Origin of the sequence: Coleofasciculus sp. E2-BRE-01, assembly GCF_040221695.1 — a bacterium.
Taxonomy (GTDB): Bacteria; Cyanobacteriota; Cyanobacteriia; order Cyanobacteriales; family Coleofasciculaceae; genus Coleofasciculus.
On the sequence record NZ_JAVKEA010000061.1, the window covers coordinates 1 to 4024 of the forward strand.

Consider the following 4024-nt stretch of genomic DNA (forward strand, 5'->3'; position numbering starts at 1 on the left):
GTTGAGAAAAATGATTATTCAGAGGCTTGAAGGCGCAACACACTGTTCTGTGCAACTGGGGGTGAATAAATGGGCTTAAATCCTTGTCTGGTAAGGTTTCTGCTATTCGCAATCGCGCCTTTCGTGAGAAATGCGGGTTAATGTATTTGACCCTTTATATTTCAGTTGATTGGGGTCAGGTAAGGCGGCAGAATTTCCGGTCATCCGTTTATATCGCTTTAATAATTTAGGACAACTCACCCAGACAATTGGCTGTCCTGGACAAAAAACAGGCAACCATAAAATTGAGGCATATTCAAATTTTACCAGGGATTCAGTGGTGTTTTCTGATAACTCGGATTCGGCTTCATGTCCATACCAATAGCTGGCTGTGGCTTCACTATCAACCTGTCGTATTTGGGAGCGTAATCGCCCCCGAATTGAACTACCGGGAATAATCCCAGTTTGGGTAAACTGATCGCGAAAAATTAGGTTTAAATTACCACGTTCTTCTCCCGCTGTTGCACCGACATGTAAGGGGGCGAGGGTTTCGATAATGCCGTAGGCTGTTTTATACATTGGTGATTAACTCCTGGACTTTAGAGGAATTGTAAGTAGGTAAGTAGGTGGACACAATTAAAGTTAACGGTTGAGATTAGGGAATAGGGAATAAGGAATAGGGAATAGGAAGGGTTTGAGGTCGATTTACGAAAATTAATACTAGCGGATCGCCCCGACAACTCCATCAATTTTGCTGGTCTATTTCACCCCTCTCCACTCCGTTTTTATTTAACCCGGCGATAGTAATCGGTAAACATAAACCCACTCCAAATTTTTTTAACAATCCTTTTTCCGGAAACCACTCTTGAGGAAACTCCCACCAAGTCTTATTTAAGGGTTTTGGAAGTACATAAACGCTCCCGGCTGGCACAGCATACCGTCCCCGCGATAAACGTCCTGGAGCGCGGTTTTTAAAGGATTCTGGCTTCTGTTCCCCATAGCCAATCCGATAACGGTAGGGAACGGCTTTGTCGGTGAGGAGTTTAATTTTATGGTAATCATGGGCAAAGGTTTTAGATTTAGGATATCGATAGGAGAGAGTGTTTGAACCCCAAACTCCAGGGGTAATTAAGGCAAAGGCTTGTTTGATGGGGTGTTGTAATCGTTGTTGAATTGGGGTTTCTGGGGTGAGTTCAATACTATGAACTTCAACAAGATGACTTTCGCCGCCCAATTGATACCAGCCATCGGCTAAGTTATAGGTGGACAGGTAAACTAAGCAGGTATCGTCTTGCATCTGCACTGCTGTTTCTAGGAATAAACCATCGTCGGTTACAACATGGCGTTCATTCTTTTTCAGGCGGGGATGTAAGAGGGGAACATAGTTCCAGGATTTCTCGGCAACGGAGGGTGATTTTTCTTTGGCATCTTGTTGAATGATTTCCGGATCATCGTCCCAGTAATCGAGTCTTAGCCAATGATAGTCGGATTCATTTTGATCTAGGGTTTCTGCGGCAGGTTCATCGGTTTTCACTTGGGATTTGAGACACCAGTGATGGTTTATCAGTTGCCATTCATCTGAGGTGGTTTGAGCAATTAATTTATGACGGGGGAGAGGAACATAAAAATCATCCAGTTGATCAAGATTTGCCCAAAAGGGTCCGGCGACGACTAAGTTTTCACAAAGTTCTTGATGTTCGGCAAAGGACATCGATTTATTGGTACTGAAAAAAAGACCGGATACGGTTGCAGCATCGGGGGGAAATTTCATTCCCGATCGCCCGACTAGGTTTTCGGGGGAGAGGAATGCGCCAGAACTGCCGTACATCAAGCCGAGAGGCTGAATCGTGATTAAGTATTTGAACATAGTTGCCAACTGATATTGATTAAGCCATCAATCCATTGAATAAAGTCTGCACTTGTTGCCTCTTGTCCGATAATATGATGGGCGTTATCACTATCGGTGAGGTAGTCTTTATGAATCGGTTTTTTATCATCAAGTCGGGGGAGGCGATCGCGAAAATATAAATCAAAGATAGCCAGGGCGATCGCGTCATCAGCATGATCGGATTTATCGTTGAAGGGAATCGCGTGACGGGCTTTTAACTGCGCCCAATCGCTATAAATATGGTTCCAATTGGGTTCCTCTCCCCAGGATTTGCCATCGCGATCGCGATACTGGGTGAGAATGGGTAAATTGTCCCAGGTACAAGTCCATTGGACATATTGACCACTATTAAACACCACCCGAATCGTCACGCGATCGCGTCCTTGATTTTTTGCCCGTTGTTCGGCTTCTCGACAATGTTGTAGAATATCTCGTTGGGGAACTTGATGTCCTGCCCAAACGAAGCCAACGCTATAGGTAAAGTCCAGATTTAACTGCTGTTTAATCTGCTGTTGTTGCTGTTGCCAATGCTGTTCTAAGGTTAATAACCACTGCAAGGCTTCAATCGGTTTAACCTTTTTCGGTGGCGTGGCGGGTTCGGATTCGGGGCTGTATAAAACACCGAGAAAGTCATCGCCTCCGGCATAAATGACTCGTCCTTTTCCCTGGGGAAATAAGTCAGATTTTTTCTGAAAGTCTTGTCCCCATTCTCGGATTAAATGGGTAAATTGTTGCAGATTCGTTGCATCAGGAGGGAGATTTTCCACCGGAGGGAGACGTTCCATGGTCACGTCTATACCAGGTTCATCAGGGCGACTTGCCAGATGTTTTAATTTATCGCCCACTTTGTCACCATCCCCCATAAACCAACCCGTCCAATATCCGGGGTTGCGAATAATATCTTTAAATTCGGGGTCATCGGGTTTGGCTTTGAGTCTATCCAGTCCAATTGTATCGGCGAGTTTATCGTAGGTGACTAAACGCTTCACTAATTCCGGAATACTTAACCGTTCATTGGGGGCAATATAGCGACCAATTTGATCAGGTTGGGATTGTCGTTCTCTCAATTCTGCCAGAGATAGACTCGATTGTCCCACCCGATAATCCGGATTATCCAGTAGCCAAGACAAGCGACGATAAAATAGTTCCATCTCCTCCCGTTCTGATGGGCTGAGTGTATGACCCGGATTAGAATTAAACTTCCCCAATTGATGCCACGCGATCGCATCGGTTCCGGTTAAACTGGAACTTTCCCCCATCCAGTTAATCGCAATCCAATCGCGCTTGAGTTTGCGGGTTTCCAAGTCATCCATGGCGGCTTGTACGGAGTCACCATAACCCCAAAAGACTTCCCAGGTATAACTTCCCCAGCGTTCCCATTCTCCCTTCTGATGTCCTTGATCGGCTTCCGTTTGTGACCAACAATACTGATTTTTGGGGATACCTAGGTTATCTTCGATCCACTCTCGGCAGATCCTGAGTATCCTTTGCCATTCGGTTAGTAGAGTAGTTTTGACTAAATTGCGGTCAAATTTCCCTTGTACCAGAATCCGATTCGGCATTCCTTTGGCGACATGGGGTAATCCGGGGGAGATAACCGTGAGGTTTAAGGATTCTGCCTTTTGCACCAGTTTAGAACTTAAAAAGGATAAAATCAGCGATGAGCCATACAAGTCTCGCAATTTGCGGGATTTTTCGATAAAGCCTTGTACGGGGGCAAAGCTGGCGGCGGTGTAGTCAGACACGGTGGATTTCCTTGAGGTTTGGGTGTCTAGACTGTACTGTAGCAATTGTTCGGGATGTGAGGCTAGTGCAAGAAGGCAGGATTGATGGGAGTTTTTGGAGTCTCACAAGGGTAGTGGACTGACACAGCTAAAATTGTGGAATAGATTTGACCTTTAAACCGGGCGCAAGCCTTGCGCCCCTACAATGCTAATCCACCAATTAAGGTGTGCCACGCCAGTAGGTTTTTTAAGATTGGGGTTTAGGTATGGACAGGTAGGGGCACGGCATTGCCCATTGGTGTCAACTTAAGGGGAAATTCCCCCAATAAAAAACTCTCGGATTATCTCACCGCAAGATTTTCGTAGATTGTTAAGCTGAAGCTCCCCCCGTGCCGATGTACTACACCCAGGCTAAAGCCTTATCCCGTAGTAG

The 4024-nt window shown here is 45.6% G+C and carries 2 protein-coding genes and 1 pseudogene; all 3 read right to left on the minus strand.

Translation table 11 applies throughout. The features are described from left to right. Positions 1 to 138: 138 nt before the first annotated feature. Positions 139 to 558: pseudogene (locus RIG66_RS07740) on the minus strand (RAMP superfamily CRISPR-associated protein); the annotation flags it as partial. A 166-nt stretch (positions 559 to 724) separates the two neighbouring features. Beyond that, entirely contained in the window at positions 725 to 1846 is a 1122-nt protein-coding gene (locus RIG66_RS07745; protein WP_446376790.1) for a type III-B CRISPR module-associated Cmr3 family protein, read from the minus strand. Beyond that, positions 1831 to 3612 (minus strand): Cas10/Cmr2 second palm domain-containing protein, encoded by a 1782-nt coding sequence (locus RIG66_RS07750; protein ID WP_446376788.1) that lies wholly within the window; start codon positions 3610 to 3612, stop codon positions 1831 to 1833. Before RIG66_RS07750 ends, RIG66_RS07745 begins: the two co-directional genes overlap by 16 nt. Positions 3613 to 4024: the final 412 nt, after the last annotated feature.

Coding starts and splice junctions, on each gene's coding strand:
- RIG66_RS07745 (WP_446376790.1), bottom strand. CDS start 1,846: ATGTTCAAATACTTAATCACGATTCAGCCTCTCGGCTTGATGTACGGC.